This window comes from Mucilaginibacter sp. (genome assembly GCF_028288185.1).
GTDB lineage: Bacteria > Bacteroidota > Bacteroidia > Sphingobacteriales > Sphingobacteriaceae > Mucilaginibacter.
This window is the reverse complement of sequence record NZ_JAQBOF010000004.1, coordinates 51,762-68,054: the sequence shown is the minus strand read 5'-3', so window position 1 is coordinate 68,054 and position 16,293 is coordinate 51,762. Positions and strand designations below refer to the sequence as shown.

The window sequence follows — 16,293 nt, the reverse complement described above, 5'->3', positions numbered from 1 at the left end:
CAGGCTGAAACCTGGCACCAATCAATTTTATAAATTTTAAATCAATGAAAATAAAAGCATCCTATTTTATTCTTCCGTTAGCGTTAGGCGCTTTAAGTAAAAATATCGCGCTTGCCCAAACTATTTCTATAGAAACCAATAAAAATGCGTTGGTTTTGCTGGCTGATAAAAAGCATGATCTAAACACTGTATACTTTGGCCCTAAACTGGCTGATAGTAAAGAGTATGCTAATATTGATGCTGTATATGGCAAAGACAAGGACTATAGCGGCCAAATGGCATCGGCATATACTCCTGCAGGTTCACGTAATTTATTGGAACCGGCCATACAGGTTATTCATGCTGATGGCAATTACTCGCTTGATCTGCAATATGTAAGTAATAAGGTGGAGCATATAAGTGATGACATAACTTTAACCAGCATTTTACTAAAAGACCCGGCATATAATTTTGAGGTTACTTTATTTTATAAAGCATACTTTAAAGACGATGTGATTGAACAATGGAGCAACATCCGCCATAGCGAAAAAGGGAATGTAACGTTACAAAAATTCGCATCGGCTAATTTATACCTGAAAGCCCCTTCTTTTTGGTTAACCCAATATCACGGCGACTGGGCCAAAGAAATGCGTCCCGAAGAAACGCAGATTACACACGGCATTAAAACATTAGATACCAAGTTAGGTACACGTGCCAACCTGTTCCAGCCATCTGTTTTTATGGTATCGTTAGATAAACCTGCGACCGAAGATGACGGTACTGTAATGTATGGCGGCCTGGAGTGGAGCGGTAATTTCCGTACGGATCTGGAGCTTGACCCCGAGAATAATTTACGTATCATATCGGGGATTAATAATTATGCATCGCCATACCAGTTAAAACCTAACGAGGATTTCGTTACCCCGGCTTTTTGGTACACCCTATCAAGAAACGGCAAAGGCGAAGCCAGCCGCAATGTGCAACACTGGGCACGTAATTATAAATTACTGGATGGCAAAGGCAGTCGCCTAACATTGCTGAACAACTGGGAAAGCACCTATTTTGATTTTGATGAAACCAAATTGGCTGCTTTGTTAAAAGACACTAAAAAACTGGGTGTTGACTTGTTTTTATTAGATGATGGTTGGTTTGGCAACAAATATCCCCGCAACGGCGACCATACCGCACTTGGCGACTGGGAGGAAACTAAAACCAAACTACCAAATGGCATTGCATCGTTAGTTAAAGGTGCGCAGGATAATGGCGTTAAATTTGGTATCTGGATTGAACCTGAAATGGTAAGCCCAAAAAGCGAGCTTTACGAGAAACACCCGGATTGGGTTATTAAACAACCTAAACGCGATGAGTATTACTATCGCAATCAATTGGTGCTTGATCTAAGCAACCCGGCAGTACAGGATTTTGTTTATGGTATAGTTGATAATCTATTTACCAAAAACCCTGCATTGGCTTATATTAAATGGGATTGCAATGCTGTTATTTACAATGCGTATTCGGCACATCTAAAAAACCAATCGCAGTTTTATGTTGATTATGTAAGGGGATTATATAAAGTATTAGAGCGTATTCGCACCAAATATCCTAAAGTGCCAATGATGCTCTGCTCGGGTGGCGGTGGCCGGGTTGATTACGCGGCACTACAATATTTTACAGAGTTTTGGCCGAGTGATAATACCGATCCATTAGAGCGCATATTTATACAGTGGGAATACTCTTATTTCTATCCTGCATTAAGCAGCTCGAACCACGTTACCGACTGGAGTAAACTACCTATAAAATTCCGCACAGACGTAGCCATGATGGGTAAACTGGGCTTTGATATCGTAATAAGCAAACTAGGCGAAAGCGATATGCAGTTTGTACAAGGCGCAGTTAAAACCTTTAACGATATTAAAGCTGTTGTTTGGCAAGGCGATCAATACCGTTTGTTAAATCCCCGCGAAAACAGCGTAGCATCAATAGCCTATGTTAATGAGGCAAAAACAACCGGGATAATGTTTAACTACCTGGTTAATTATCGTTATGGCGAGGGCAGTTCCATGCAAATTAAATTAAAAGGCCTGGATGCCGGCAAGCAATATAAGGTTAAAGAGATCAACTTGTATCCCGGCACAAAATCGGGCATTAATGAAAGTAAAAGCTATACCGGCGATTTCCTGATGAAAGTGGGTATCAATCCCAAAGTATCCTCCGGACGAACCAGTGTTATTTTGCAGATAGACGCGCAATAGTAAAAGCCTCATTCAATAGCCCCCTCTCCTTACAGAGAGGGGGCTATTTGATATCCTAAATTTATTTATATGTTTGTATATCTTAATATATAAACCAACAAACTATTAAATTTCCAATATAATAAACAGCCTGATTGCTATTATATTTCCCATTTAATATGTACATACATTACAACATTTAAAAATGAGTTTTTCTTCTACCGCAGACCAGTATAATGCTACCCTTATAAATACCGAACTGCGTAAAACCACGCAATACCTAATGCCCGTTAAATTTAATGATGTTACCGATGGCGAAGTTTATAATATATACCCTGCTACCAAACTAGCCGGCGGTAAAATATTTAATGGTTACGCGTCATTAGCCCAATGGATAATCGATCAAAAAACAGTAGCTATTGATGGTTTCGGCGGTGTTTTATGGGCTATTACTAAGAATGCATTGCAGACAGAGATTGAAAACGCAGGATTAAAAGTAAACTTTGTAGAAACGGCTAGCTATTTAAAACCTACTGATGAAATTGAAAAATTGGTGCAACCATTTTTAGGCACGTCAACATCTGTTTGGGGTACTAAATGTACGCTGGAGCTGAAGGATCTGTTTGAATTGGATAAAGCTCCATCGCCCGATAAAAACTTTGATATAAATATTTTAATAGGCACCGGCGGCGCTTTGGCTAACTGGGATGCGCCGATAGTTTATATCGATGTCCCCAAAAACGAGATCCAATTCAGGATGCGGGCCGGTGTTGTTTCCAATTTGGGAACTGACAAACATATTGAGCCCGCCCAAATGTATAAGCGGTTTTATTTTGTGGATTGGGTTTTATGCAATGCACATAAAAAAGCCATCCTACATAAAATTGAAGTAATAGCCGATGGCCAATGGGCGACTGATATTAACTGGATGTTGGGTAAAGATCTAATTGCCGGGCTAAACCAGGTCAGCGAGTCGGTTATCCGTGTACGCCCATGGTTTGAGCCGGGTGCCTGGGGCGGGCAATGGATAAAAGAGCGCATCCCCGGCCTGAATAAAGACGCAGTGAATTATGCATGGTCGTTTGAGTTGATCGTGCCCGAAAACGGGTTGGTTTTTAAAAGCGATGATAATCTGTTGGAGGTGTCTTTCGACTTTTTAATGTTCAATAATAGCCAACAGGTTTTGGGTAAACACGCTTCTGTTTTTGGCGATGAGTTCCCTATCCGGTTTGACTTTTTGGACACTTTTGATGGTGGCAATTTATCCATACAATGCCATCCGCATTTAAAATATATACAAGATAATTTTGGCGAAACCATAACCCAGGACGAAACCTATTACATACTGGATTGCAAACCCGATGCACAGGTGTATTTGGGTTTCCAGGAGAGTATCAACCCTGATGAATTTAAGACCGCGTTAGTAAGCAGTCAGCAGGAAAACAAGGCACTGAATATTACAGATTATGTACAATCGCATACCGCTAAAAAACATGATCTGTTTTTAATCCCTAACGGGACTATCCATAGCGCCGGGGCTGATAATTTGGTATTGGAGATAAGCGCGACACCCTATATCTTCACCTTTAAAATGTACGATTGGTTACGGCTTGACCTTGATGGCAAACCACGCCCTATCAACATAGATCACGCCTTTAAGAATTTGGTGTTTGATCGTAAAGGCGAAAAAGTGCAGAACGAATTAATATCAAAACCAAAGGTTATTGACCAAGGCAACGACTGGAAACTAATACACCTACCAACCCATGCCGAACATTTTTACGATGTACACCGAATAGACTTCGAGGGCAAAGTAGCCATAGATACCAACGACAACTGCCACGTTATGATGCTGGTAGAGGGCGAGTCTGTTTTATTAGAAACCGCCAACGGCACCAGCCAGATATTTGCCTATGCAGAAACATTTGTAGTGCCGGCAGCGGCGAGATCATATACACTATCCAACCTGGGCCAAAGCACAGCAAGGGTTATTAAAGCATTTTTAAAAAGTTAAATAAATGACAACAAAAAACACAACAAAACAAAGCGGCACTTACCTGTACCTGGTATGCCTGGTTGCCGCCCTGGGCGGGTTTTTATTTGGGTTTGACACCGCCGTAATATCCGGCACGGTAGGCCTGGTAAAGCACGACTTTAACCTGGATGTATCACTCGAAGGCTGGTTTGTTAGCTGCGCGTTGCTCGGCTGTATCATCGGCGTAAGTATATCGGGCAAGCTAAGCGATAAGTATGGACGTAAGATCATTTTGATCTTGTCGGCAGTATTGTTTTTGGCATCGGCAACGGGTTGTATGGTGTCATCATCATTTAGCCAGTTAATAGCGTTCCGTTTAATTGGTGGGTTGGGTATAGGCGTGGCGTCCATGGTATCGCCGCTGTATATTTCAGAGTTTTCGCCGTCACGCTATCGTGGTATGATGGTATCATTATATCAACTAGCGTTAACCATCGGTATCGTTATCTCCTATTTCTCTAACGCTTATTTAGCCAACCATACCGGCGATACGTTTAGCAGTGATACGATGCATAAAATATTTTCGACCGAGGTATGGCGGGCCATGCTAGGCTTGGGTACTATCCCCGCGGGTATATTTTTGCTGTCGTTGTTTTTCGTACCCGAGTCTCCACGCTGGTTATTGTTAAAAGGACAGGAAGCAAAAGCAAAAGAGATCTTAATAAAGATTGACGGTGTAGATGCCGCCAATAAAGAAATAGCCGCTTTTAAATCGACTAGCGATAATGATAGCGATGGTAACTTGAAAGAGTTGTTTAAACCGGTTTATCGCAAGGCTTTATGGATAGGTTTGTTACTGCCTTTCCTATCGCAGGTTTGCGGCATAAACGCGGTTATTTATTATGGCCCAAGAATATTAGAGCAAGCTGGTTTTACACTAAATAACGCGTTAGGCGGACAAGTTACCATCGGTTTAGTAAACGTGGTATTTACATTTGTAGCCATTTTTACGGTTGATAAATGGGGACGCAGGCCGTTGCTGTTTGTGGGTATCGGCGGTGCTGTTATCGCCTTGCTAACCATCGGTTTGTTGTTTGCTTTAGGCATTACTTCAGGCCCGTGGATCTTGATATTTATCTTATTGTTCATTGCTTGTTTCGCGTTCTCATTCGGACCGGTTTGTTGGGTGGTTATCGGCGAGATCTTCCCCAATGCCATACGCGGTAAAGCAATGGCCTTAGCCACCTTATCATTATGGGTAGCTAACTTTTTGGTGGGACAATTAACTCCGCTAATGCTGGAGCGTTTGGGTTCATCGGTAACGTTTTGGCTGTTCGCAATTTGCTGCTCGCCGGCCTTATGGCTAACCTGGAAGCTGATCCCCGAAACAAAAGGCAGATCATTAGAAAATATTGATACGTATTGGAAAGAAAATTATAAAGGCGCTAATTAATTATGAAAACAATTATCAGATCAGGTTTTGCTATCGCGATGTTTTTATTGTCAGCAGGCAATGCAATGGCGCAGGACTTACTCAAATATGTAGACCCAAACATTGGCACGGCACATAGCCGCTGGTTTTTTTATACCCCTGCGGCAGTACCTTATGGCATGGCTAAACTGGCACCATCAACCAATGGGCACTACGGCAACCCCAGTGGTTGGGAAGCGGTAGGCTATGATACCCGCCATAACTCGATAGAAGGTTTTGTGCATTTTCACGAATGGCAGGTGGGAGGCGTTAGCGTTATGCCTGCAACTGGTCCGCTAAAAACTAACCCGGGCGAATTGGAAAAACCGGGCAGTGGCTACCGCTCGCACTTCGATAGGAAAAATCAAATTGCCCAACCGGGTTATTATAAAGTTTTGCTGGATGATTACAATATAACCGCCGAATTGACCGCTACCAAACACGTGGGGTTTCATCGGTATACTTTTCCCAAAAATAATCAGTCGCGCATAATATTTGATGTCGGCAATACGCAGGGCGAAAGCGGCATGGTTAGGGATGCCGGTGTTAAGATGACCGATGCTACCCACTTTGAGGGTTACGTAGTTACTTATCCAAAATATGTAAAAAAGTATGATGCCGATGGGCAGGTGTTAATGTATTTCTATGGAGAGGTAAACAAGAGACCCTTAACCGTAGGCTCATTTAATACCGAAGGAACAAAAGCTGATTCTAAAGAAGCTAAAGGCAAAGGAGCAGGCCTTAACCTGGAATATAAGACCGAAATTAACGAGCAAATAGAATTAAAAGTAGGGTTATCCTACACCTCTATCGCCAATGCTAAACTAAACCTTACTGCCGAAGCTACCGGCTTAACTTTTGAAAAAGCCAAACAACAGGCGCAAGCCACCTGGCGCGCCGAGTTGGGTAAAATTGTAGTACAAAGCACCGATCACGACAGTAAAGTAAAATTCTATACCGGACTGTTCCATGGTTTATTGGGCAGGGGTATAGCTAATGATGTTAATGGGTCGTTCCCGAAACATGATGGCACTATTGGCCGTTTACCAAAAGATAAGCAAGGCAAATTCAGCTATAACTTTTATAATACCGATGCTATTTGGGGTGCTTACTGGAACCTTACACAGCTATGGGCGCTATCATACCCAAGCCATTATAATGATTACGTGCATACCGAATTAGAAATTTACAAAGAGCGTGGCTGGTTTGGCGATGGTATTGTGAACAGCAACTTTGTATCAGGGGTGGGTACTAACATGGTAGGGCTGGCTATTGCCGGGGCTTACCAGGCAGGCATCCGCGATTATGATACCCAGTTAGCCTACAAAGCTATCCGCGCTAATGAATTGGACGGAAAGGACCGCAAGGTTGGCTCGGGTAAAATGGATGTTGACGCATTTGTTAAATATGGTTATTCACCATTTTTAGATGCGGATAAGACAGATTCTACCGGGTCCCGTTTCTCGGCATCGCATACGTTGGAGTATAGCTTTAGTGCCTTCGCCGCAGCCCAAATGGCAAAAAGCACGGGTAAAATGGGCGACTATAAACTGCTGATAAAAAACTCGAACGGCTGGAAATATTTATATGATAAGGACCTAAAACTTATACGCCCTAAATATGCCGATGGTAAATTTATAGACAAGTTTGACCCGAACGAGCCGTGGCGCGGTTTCCAGGAAGGCAACGCCATACAGTACACTTACTTTGTGCCCGAAAACCCAAAGGGCTTAGTTAACGCGATGGGTAAAGACGAGTTTAATACTCGGCTTAATGACATTTTTGAGGCTTCAGAAAAAGATGGCTTTAGCGGAGGTAAAACCATTAACGCGTTTGCCGGTATTAAGTCGCTTTATAATCATGGCAACCAGCCATGCCTGCATGAGAGCTGGCTGTTTAACTTCTCGGGCAAGCCCTGGCTAACCCAGAAATGGACACGCGCTATCTGCGATGAATTTTACGGAGTTGAACCTATCCATGGGTATGGCTATGGACAGGATGAGGATCAGGGCCAACTGGGCTCATGGTATGTAATGAGCTCATTAGGCATATTTGATGTAAAAGGCTTTACAGACCTACGGCCTATTGTTGAACTAAGCAGCCCGGTATTCAGTAAATCGACCATTATGTTAGGTAACAAAAAGCAACTAATTATCGAGGCTAAAAATAACTCGAAAACAAACGTATATATCCAGTCGGCAACGTTTAATGGCAAGCCGTTAAATAACTGCTGGCTATATCGCGATGAGTTAATGAAGGGCGGGCAGTTGATATTAACCATGGGCAGTAAACCAAATGAGGCATGGGGTACAAAAACGCCGCCGCCGTCAATACAGTAATCAATTTTAAAACAATCACCCCTAATAAATGCGAAACCGCTTTACGAAAGTAAGGCGGCTTTTTTGTGTCAGCAGGTTTGTCAATTTTTTAAAAGTTGACAAACCTAATCGCTGTTTTTAGATAAGGGCCGATATTTTTATGCCAACGTTTACTATGTAACATATTCACAACATTAGCCCGTAAATTGAATTTTATATTCACTATTGCATCGTAAACAAACATTATCCCCAAAATGAAATCACTTTACTTACGTGCCGCTTTGGCACTTGCTTTCCTTGTAAATACAGGTGTAAGCTTTGCCCAAACCGGTGGCATAATATCAGGAGCGATCTACTCGCTTAAATCAAAATCTAACGGTAAATTATTGGATGTAAGTAATGCATCGGTAGATAACGGCGCGATGGTTGATAGCTGGACCGACACCAAATCAGACGCTGAAAGATGGGTGGTTAACCACTTGGGCAAAGGTGTTTATACCTTAACCAATGTGGGAAGCGGCAAGCTATTACACGCAAGTGCTACACCTGCCGATTCGGTAAAAATAGACCAAACAGACATGAGTGGCGATGATACTAAATGGGTGATCAAAAAAGGCGGCAGCGGCTCATATTATTTGCAATCGGCAGTTGATCCTAAATTTTCGCTTAATTTAAATGCTGCCGGCACTGCCGATGGCACCAAAGTTAATTTAGCCAAAACGGCTGCTACCAATATGCAGAAATGGGTGTTTCAAAAAGAAGCTGCGCAAGAGGTTGCGCCAACCATCGCGACAGCAAAAAAAGCATTGGAAGACTGGTACAATGGATTTAAAATAGAAGACCATAAGGGTTTTTGGGACCAGGCCGAAATGATGGAGACCGTTTTGGATGCCTACGAAGTTACTCAGGATCCTATATATAAAACCAGATTTGCAGCATTGTACACCAACTTTATAATCAATCATAAAGAGGATTGGATGTATAATAAGTTTAACGATGATATTACATGGGCGGTATTGTTTTGTGTGCGCGGTTACCTGCTTACCGGTAACAAAACTTATTTGGATAAGGCCAAAGATCAGTACGACAAAATGTATAAACGCGCCTTTACCAATAGCTATGGCGGCGGTTTAATTTGGAAAGAAACCAACTCGTCAAAAAATGCCTGTATTGAAGGCCCTGCCGCGGTAGCGGCTTGTTACCTGGCCCAGGCAACCGGCGACAATACTTATTATGATAAAGCTATCGCGTTATACAGCTGGTCTAAAATATACTTGTTTAACCCGGCTACCGGTAAAATAAAGGATAACGTGGACCTGAATAAAAGAACCGGTATGCTAAGAACCAGCAATGTTAGTTTCACTTATAACCAGGGTACTTTTTTGGGCGCGGCAACTATGCTTTACAAGTACACTAAGGAAGCCACTTATCTAGCCGAAGCGGAAAAGCTGGCGCAATTTACCCGCGACACCATTTATAGAGGCAGGGTAATGAACAACGAAGACAGCGGTGGCGACCTGCCGGGCTTTAAAGGGATTTTTGCTCGTTACGCCCGCAAATACACCGTAGAAACCGGTAAAACAGACCTGGTTGACTGGCTGAATTTAAATGCGAAGGTTGCCTATAATAACCGTAACTCTTATGGTATTATTCAAACCAAATGGGGAACACGCACGGTTGAGGCTCAACCGGTATTAAAAAAGGGTTTTGGGCCATCAACGGCGGTGTCTTTATTAATAAATACATACCCATTAAAAAAATAAAAAACACTTTATGAGTAGCAAAGCCTCTCTGATCATTTGGAGAGGCTTTGTTAATAGGATGTAAATCAAATAGCGACATTTTGATTTGCAACCTTGCGAACAACTATTTTTGGTGCTATCTTAGTCTGTCACAATTAATTAAGCTATGGTGGTTAAGTTATGTATGATATTATTGTATCACCAATAACCAGCCCTTTCCAAACATGTGTTCAGGAGTTGTTTTATTTAAGATCTAATTTATCGGCAACCGGGTGCGTGGCTATAAATTTTGTGCCTAGTAATGAAGCTATGGTTTGCGCTATCTGCTGCTGGTAGTTTTGCATAGGCGCGGTAACTTCGCCTTTGGCGGCAATGCCCGGCCCCATTACGGCAACCCACATTTCGCTGGCTCCTTTAACTTTCGCGCCGTGGGTGGTCCATTCATCGCCTAAACCACGGCCATGATCTGTTGTGATAACCAAGGCGGTTTGGTCCTTAGAATTAGGGTCTGATTGTATGTAGCTCCATAAATCGCTTAACCATTTATCAACCTGATGGGCGGCGTTTAGGTATGAATAGTATTTGCCGGCATGCGCCCATTCGTCTGTTTCGCCATAGCCGATGAACATAACGCGGGGCTTATGCTCTTTCAGATATTCCATCGCTTCGTAGTGGGTAAATACATCCAGACATTCATCATCATTAAACGGGCGGTAGCTGTTAGCCAGCATGGTATTCAGCAAGTTTTCTTTTGCGGTTGGATGCGCGCCGCCCGTGTTTTTAAAAGCCGCCACTACCGGGAATCCTGCCCGCTCTTTATTAAATATCCTGTCGAAAGCATCCCACGAAGCATAGGCCGCTACTTTACCTTTAAAAGCAGGTTGCTTATTTAGGTATTCCAACACGGTAACATTGGGGTTGGCTTTATAATCGTTAGAGTTTACAGCGATATCCGGATAGCCGGTTAATATCTCATTATAGCCGGGATATGAGAACCAGTAGGGGTTAGCCGTATTCATTAAATTACCGGTGTTGCGGTTGCCGTAAATCTGCCCCTTTTTAGCGATGGTGCCCCATATAAAAGGCAATACCTTAGCGCGGCTTATCTTGCTGTCGCTATCCCAATATTTTTTAAGTATAACTGCCGAATCGCCCTGGCTAAACTTTTTGCTGGTGGCCAATTGCCTGTCGGCACCATTAAAAAACTCCTGCCATCTAAAACCATCGGTAACAACAACAATTACATTTTTTATGCGCTGCTGCGCGTTGCAAATGGTACTTGCGCCAACAAACACGGCAAGCAGCAAAGTTTTTAATTTATGAGCCATGATTAATTAATAAACTGTATTTGGTTATTAAGCAATTGTTCAAATTTAGCTTTTGCAGCGGTGTATTTGTTGAGCAATGTTAACTGATTTTGCGCCCTCAATAAATTATGCCCGGCGTATTTAATATGATAATAAATATCGCCATTTAAATGATCTGTTAAAAAGCGCATGGCCTGCATATAAATCATAAACTTACCGGCATAAAAGAACAAAGCTTTTTCGGCAACGGCTAACACCTCGCCCATTTCTTCCATATAACCTTTGTATATAGCGGCGAAATGGTCTTCGCGTACATGGATCTTAAACAGGTCCTGCTCTTCTTCATTAGCCGGAGATAAGTAGGTACGCATCATATCGCCGACATCACTAATATAATAACCAGGCATTACGGTATCAAGGTCTATCACACATAAACCTTTATCATCATCATTAAATAGTACATTGTTTATTTTAGTATCGTGGTGGATAACCCTTAAAGGTATCTCGTGATTATTAACCAACTGCCGGTAGGTATTGGCTATTTCGACATGTCCTTCTATCGCCTTAATTTCTATCGCTGCTTTATTTAGCCTTTCCGTATCCGCGGTTTTTAGTGCCGATTTAAACTGATCTACCCGTAAATTAAGATTATGAAAATCGGGCAATGTGTACTTTAATTGGCCGGCATCAAAATCATTTAATAGGCGAGAAAATTTACCAAACTGCTTTGCCGCCTCATATGCTTCGGCACTTTGCATTACTACGTCAACCGTATGTGAGTTTTTAATAAAAGGTAGCAGTCGATAATTATCGTCACCATCAACCACTAAATATTGATGATCTGATGCAGGTAAGGGTGCCGGGAAAAGATAACCGGGAGCGGTTTTATGCAGATAGTTTTGCAGCAGGACTAAATTATCGGCGATATCGTGCGGCGATTTAAATATGTTGGCATTGATGCGTTGCAGAATATAAGCATTATCTCCCGCCAAAACCTTCCACGTATTATTGATCAACCCCGAGCCAAATGGCTCAATAACCGTATTGTCTGCATTTAAACCAAAGGCGTTAAGGATATTTGTAAGCATACGCTGTAATAAACCCAAACGTAATCATTTAGCTTTACAAGGGCTTGCCAAAACACTAATTTTTATAAAAACAAAAGCTAGGGTTTTAAACGGATGTATATACCAAACCCACCAAAAAGTCATTAGCATGACACTACTTCGGGCTGTTTTAGTAATTTTGTATTAATTACCATGATAGCTACAAAAGAACAAGTACTGCAAGCCCTAAGCAACGTTGAGGAGCCCGATCTGAAAAAAGATCTGGTTACCCTAAACATGATACAGGATATTGAGATAGACGGTAATCGCCTTAGCTTCTCAGTTATCCTAACGACGCCCGCCTGCCCACTAAAAGCACTTATTGAAAATGCCTGCCGCAATGCTATAGGCCACTTCATCAGCAAGGAGTTGGAGGTTACGGTTAACATGACATCGCGCGTTACTACGCAGAAAAATACCGGTGTACCGGGGGTTAAAAATATCATCGCGGTAGCATCGGGCAAGGGCGGGGTTGGTAAATCAACCGTTGCGGTAAACCTGGCGCTGGGCCTGGCCAAAAGCGGTGCTAAGGTAGGTTTGATTGATGCTGATATTTATGGACCAAGCATCCCGATCATGTTCGGCCTTGAAGGCGCACGCCCCAAAGCCAGCCAGGTTGATGGAAAAACGCGCATTGAGCCCATTGAAAAATATGGCATCAAGCTGTTGTCTATAGGGTTCTTTACAGACCCAAATCAGCCCGTGCCATGGCGGGGGCCAATGGTATCAACCGCCGTTAAACAACTTTTCAATGATGCCGATTGGGGCGAGCTGGACTACCTGGTAGTAGACCTGCCACCCGGTACAGGCGATATACATATTACCATTACGCAAACCTTCCCGGTTACCGGGGCAGTTATTGTTACTACGCCGCAGGCCGTTGCGCTGGCTGATGCAAAAAAGGGTATTGGTATGTTTTTAATGGAATCGATAAATGTACCGCTATTGGGTATAGTAGAGAACATGGCCTACTTTACCCCTGCCGAACTGCCGGATAATAAATATTACATCTTCGGCCAAGGTGGTGGCAAGAAACTGGCCGAACAGTTGGAGGTTCCGTTTTTAGGCGAGATACCGCTGATAAAAGGCATAAGCGATAGCGGCGATGCCGGCAAACCTATAGTGTTAAGCGAAGAGCATCCGGTGATGGTTAACGCCTTTACCGAGATGGCAAACCGCGTGGCACAGCAGATCTCTATTAACAATGCGCAAGTATTATCAAGAAATATTATAAATAATTAATAACTTTACTTATAAATTAGTAAAAATGAGTTTATTAGAAAGGGTGGAAGCGGCGTTGGATTCGATAAGGCCGTATCTGGAAACAGATGGCGGCAATGTATCGGTAGAAGAGATAACGCCCGAAGGTGTGGTTAGGTTGCGGTTACTGGGATCATGCGGGTCATGCCCCATGAGCATCATGACGCTTAAAGCGGGTATTGAAGGTGCCATACAAAAAGCCGTACCCGAAATTACAGGTGTTGAAGCCATTAACCTAACAGATATTGACGACCCGGATGCCGTATTGCCCGAAAATTTGCGGTAAATGTTAAGTATTGTTAAATTGCTTCCTGCTTTATAGCCATACTATATAGTTTGCAAACTAAAAACTATTTTTACCCGTTGATGTACTAATTAAAGACGGCTCAATAGCATAATGAAATACCTTTTTGGCATATTGTTTTTATTCTTCACTATAACCGCGTTTGCACAAAACAGCGAGCGCCCATTGGTGCAGTTTAGCGGGGTTACCCATACTGCCGATAGTATGCACGCTATTGTACCTTACGTAAACATTACCAACGTTACTACACATAAACAGGTTTATATTGCCAATTACGAGGGCTATTTCTCGTTTGTGGCGCATGAACTGGATACATTGCGTTTTAGCAGCGTGGGCTACAGTCCGGTTATTGTTGTTATTCCCGCAAAAGTTGTTCACCAAAGCTTGATAATGAATGTATCATTAAAGCCACAGATTTTTAATTTACCGGCCGTAAGGGTATTCCCATGGGCTACTACGGACGAGTTCAGGAAGGATTTTTTATCGTTGAAAATTGCTGATGACGATTTGGAGATTGCGCGAAAAAACTTAACGCCTGCATCTATCCGTGCTTTGGAAGCCTCTTTGCCACGCAGTGGATATGAGAGCTTTAACCCAATGGAAATGCACAATAACATTGTAAACTCACATTCTATAACCAACCCATTGCTTAACCCGTTTGCCTGGGGTAGCTTGATTAAGGATATAGCTGCCGGCGATAAATCGTCAGCATCATCGCGCTAAAAACTAGCGGCCTTTTTTAACAGAAGGGAACTTCATTTTATATTCAACATCCACTATTCCTTTAGAAATATCGGTTAACCGTTTTTCTAACAGTCTACGACGTAGCGGACTCAGTTTATCGGTAAATAGTTTACCTTCAATATGATCATATTCGTGTTGGATAACGCGTGCAGCCATGCCCGAGAAGGTTTCTTCATGGTGTTTCCAGTTCTCATCATAGTATGATAATTTAACTGTCGATTTGCGGGTAACGTCTTCCCTGATATCAGGGATGCTCAAACAACCTTCGTTAAACGACCATTCTGTACCACTTTCTTCCAGAATACAAGCGTTAATGAATGCTTTTTTGAAATTCTTTAGCTCGGGTTCCTCGTCATCAAAAACAGAGGCATCAACCACAAACAAGCGCATAGATAAACCCACCTGCGGAGCGGCCAAACCAACGCCACGGGCGGCATACATGGTCTCGAACAGATCATCAACCAATTGTTTTATATGCGGATATTCGGCCGGCTCAATTGAAGTTGCTTTTCTTCGCAAAATCGGGTCGCCATATGCTATAATAGGAAATTTCATGGTGCAAAATTACGGCTTTAATCTTTAGGCTCAAATAGCAGGGTAATCATTTTACTTTCGTCAAATATTTCATTGCTTATCTCCAATAGCTGCTCGGCAGTAACCGCATTAATTTTTTCGAATAGCTGCGGTAGCGTATCCACATAATTAAAGTCGATCAGGCTTTTAGCCATAGATATAATCAGGCTCATGCGATTCTCTTCGGCCAATGCTATTTGCCCTATAAACTTTTGTTTGTTTTGATGTAATTGTAAGGTGCTTAGCTTTTGTTCGCGCAGTTTTTTCAGCTCTTTGTGGACAAGGCGCGCGGCTTTGTCCGTCTTTTCGGTATCGGTACCAAAGTAAATGGAGAATATGCCCGTATCGGTTAACGCGGTATAGTTTGATTCGATGGTGTAGGCTATGCCATGTTTCTCGCGGATCTCTAAGTTTAAGCGGTTACTCATCCCCATTCCACCCAGCAGATTATTTAATAACAATAGGCCTGTTTTATTGTGGTGCGATGACGAGTAGGCCTGGTTACCTATAACACAATGCGTTTGCGAGATTGGCTTATGGATAATATGCTTCCCACCGATGTTAGCGAGGGGTGTTACCCTACTCTTTTTACTATAATTTGGTTCGATAGGGCCAAAATATTTATCGCCCAGCTTGCTTACCTTTTTTAAATCATAATCGCCTATAACCGCGAAGATGATCTCGTTAGTATTATAATTAGCAGCCATAAACTGCTTCATGTCATCGCGGTTTAGGCGGCCAACTGTTTCTGTAGTACCCAGGATGTTTTTTCCTATCGGATGATCTTGAAAAAGCAGTTCTTCGTAATCATCCTGGATGGCTTCTTCGGGCTGATCGAGATAAGATGCTATTTCATCCTGGATAACCCCGCGCTCTTTCTCCACCTCATCCTCCGGGAACGTTGAGTGAAATAAAATATCCTCAAAAAGATCAATAGCACGCTCTAAATACGGGTTTAAAAACGAAGCGTGGATGCAGGTATATTCTTTGGTGGTATAAGCGTTAAGGTCGGCACCTACCAGTTCCAAGCGGTTAAGTATCTGATTGGTACTGCGGCGGTCGGTTTCTTTAAACAACAGGTGCTCAATAAAGTGGGCCAGCCCTTCCTGGTTGGGCTGCTCATCGCGCGAGCCGGCGTTAACCAGCAGGCAGCAATGCGTAACCGCTGTAGGCGAGTGTTTGTACATTACCCGTATGCCGTTGGATAAGGTGTAGAGCTGGTATTCCATCATTGAGGGGTAAATATATGGATTTATGTAGAGACTAGTTCTATTCGTCCGACC

At 42.7% G+C, this 16,293-nt stretch carries 12 protein-coding genes; 8 read left to right on the top strand and 4 right to left on the bottom strand.

Annotated elements, in window-relative coordinates:
• The first annotated feature begins 44 nt into the window (after window positions 1–44).
• The 5 genes from JWQ34_RS01270 (at window position 45) to JWQ34_RS01250 (ending at window position 9,737) form a co-directional block, all read left to right on the top strand.
• Entirely contained in the window at window positions 45–2,231 is a 2,187-nt protein-coding gene (locus JWQ34_RS01270; RefSeq protein ID WP_299352756.1) for an alpha-galactosidase, read from the top strand.
• A 184-nt stretch (window positions 2,232–2,415) separates the two neighbouring features.
• Entirely contained in the window at window positions 2,416–4,224 is a 1,809-nt protein-coding gene (locus tag JWQ34_RS01265) for a class I mannose-6-phosphate isomerase (RefSeq protein WP_299352754.1), read from the top strand.
• 4 nt (window positions 4,225–4,228) lie between these two features.
• Complete coding sequence (locus tag JWQ34_RS01260; RefSeq protein WP_299352751.1) at window positions 4,229–5,638, top strand: sugar porter family MFS transporter; 1,410 nt, start codon at window positions 4,229–4,231, stop codon at window positions 5,636–5,638.
• A 2-nt stretch (window positions 5,639–5,640) separates the two neighbouring features.
• The gene (locus tag JWQ34_RS01255) at window positions 5,641–7,995 is read left to right on the top strand and encodes a GH92 family glycosyl hydrolase (RefSeq protein WP_299352748.1); all 2,355 of its coding nucleotides are present in this window, start codon (window positions 5,641–5,643) and stop codon (window positions 7,993–7,995) included.
• Window positions 7,996–8,228: 233 nt separating this feature from the next.
• Window positions 8,229–9,737, top strand: coding sequence for a glycoside hydrolase family 76 protein (locus JWQ34_RS01250; RefSeq protein WP_299352746.1), 1,509 nt, complete (start codon window positions 8,229–8,231; stop codon window positions 9,735–9,737).
• Between the two features lie 221 nt (window positions 9,738–9,958).
• Here JWQ34_RS01250 and JWQ34_RS01245 read toward each other — a convergent pair whose 3' ends face one another.
• Window positions 9,959–11,044 (bottom strand): alkaline phosphatase family protein, encoded by a 1,086-nt coding sequence (locus tag JWQ34_RS01245; protein WP_299352744.1) that lies wholly within the window; start codon window positions 11,042–11,044, stop codon window positions 9,959–9,961.
• 2 nt (window positions 11,045–11,046) lie between these two features.
• Window positions 11,047–12,111: an aminoglycoside phosphotransferase family protein gene (locus JWQ34_RS01240; protein ID WP_299352741.1), complete on the bottom strand. Its 1,065-nt coding sequence runs from the start codon at window positions 12,109–12,111 to the stop codon at window positions 11,047–11,049.
• A 171-nt stretch (window positions 12,112–12,282) separates the two neighbouring features.
• Here JWQ34_RS01240 and JWQ34_RS01235 point away from each other — a divergent pair, with 171 nt between their 5' ends.
• The 3 genes from JWQ34_RS01235 (at window position 12,283) to JWQ34_RS01225 (ending at window position 14,416) form a co-directional block, all read left to right on the top strand.
• Window positions 12,283–13,371, top strand: coding sequence for an Mrp/NBP35 family ATP-binding protein (locus JWQ34_RS01235; RefSeq protein WP_299352738.1), 1,089 nt, complete (start codon window positions 12,283–12,285; stop codon window positions 13,369–13,371).
• A 25-nt stretch (window positions 13,372–13,396) separates the two neighbouring features.
• Complete coding sequence (locus JWQ34_RS01230) at window positions 13,397–13,675, top strand: NifU family protein (RefSeq protein ID WP_299352736.1); 279 nt, start codon at window positions 13,397–13,399, stop codon at window positions 13,673–13,675.
• Window positions 13,676–13,786: 111 nt separating this feature from the next.
• Window positions 13,787–14,416: a hypothetical protein gene (locus JWQ34_RS01225; RefSeq protein ID WP_299352733.1), complete on the top strand. Its 630-nt coding sequence runs from the start codon at window positions 13,787–13,789 to the stop codon at window positions 14,414–14,416.
• Between the two features lie 3 nt (window positions 14,417–14,419).
• Here JWQ34_RS01225 and def read toward each other — a convergent pair whose 3' ends face one another.
• Together def and JWQ34_RS01215 are read right to left on the bottom strand one after the other, a co-directional pair.
• Window positions 14,420–14,992: a peptide deformylase gene (gene def, locus JWQ34_RS01220; RefSeq protein WP_299352730.1), complete on the bottom strand. Its 573-nt coding sequence runs from the start codon at window positions 14,990–14,992 to the stop codon at window positions 14,420–14,422.
• Between the two features lie 17 nt (window positions 14,993–15,009).
• Window positions 15,010–16,239, bottom strand: coding sequence for a pitrilysin family protein (locus tag JWQ34_RS01215; protein WP_299352728.1), 1,230 nt, complete (start codon window positions 16,237–16,239; stop codon window positions 15,010–15,012).
• Between the last annotated feature and the right edge of the window lie 54 nt (window positions 16,240–16,293).